This is a genomic window from Nitratireductor aestuarii (assembly GCF_014641695.1).
Taxonomy (GTDB): Bacteria; Pseudomonadota; Alphaproteobacteria; order Rhizobiales; family Rhizobiaceae; genus Chelativorans; species Chelativorans aestuarii.
Window position 1 is genome coordinate 1 of the sequence record NZ_BMIF01000072.1, and the last position, 525, is coordinate 525.

A 525-nucleotide genomic window follows, 5' to 3' on the forward strand; every position below is an offset into this window, starting at 1 on the left:
TGTCGTGAGCCCGGTTGCGCGCGCGACGGTGCGCGCGTTCAGTTCGGTAGCGCGCAGTATGCGCCGCAGTGCGATCAGACTCGATTGCGTACGATCTTCCATTTCATCCCCGGGCTCCGCATCTCGGTCTTCTTAGCAGATAAAAAGCATTTCGTTTATCGAATCAATTTTCCGCCGGCTCGAGCACAAATAACGCATCGAATCCCTATACTTACCGCAAAATCGAGAATCTGCTGTTGCAATATCTTTCGATGACCGTAATATCTGCGACGTTGATATGAGGAGATCGATGCTAGCCGCCGAAGCAATGACAATTCCCCACGTGGATGACGAAGTTACCTTCCGCCTCCCAAAGGCAAAAGACGGAGCTGCGGTCTGGCAGCTGGTTCGCATCTGCGAGCCGCTCGATGAGAACTCGCTCTACTGCAATCTTCTGCAATGCGATCATTTCGCTGCAACCTCCATCATTGCCGAAAGTCGGGATGGCGCAATTGTCGGGTGGATTTCCGGATACCTGATCCCCGA

Annotated in this window: 1 protein-coding gene; it reads left to right on the forward strand. The window is 53.3% G+C overall.

Going from position 1 to position 525, the window contains the following annotated elements; genetic code table 11:
- Positions 1–289 precede the first annotated feature (289 nt).
- Positions 290–525 (forward strand): GNAT family protein (locus IEX27_RS21170; RefSeq protein ID WP_507763578.1); only part of this gene is annotated, 236 nt, incomplete at its 3' end.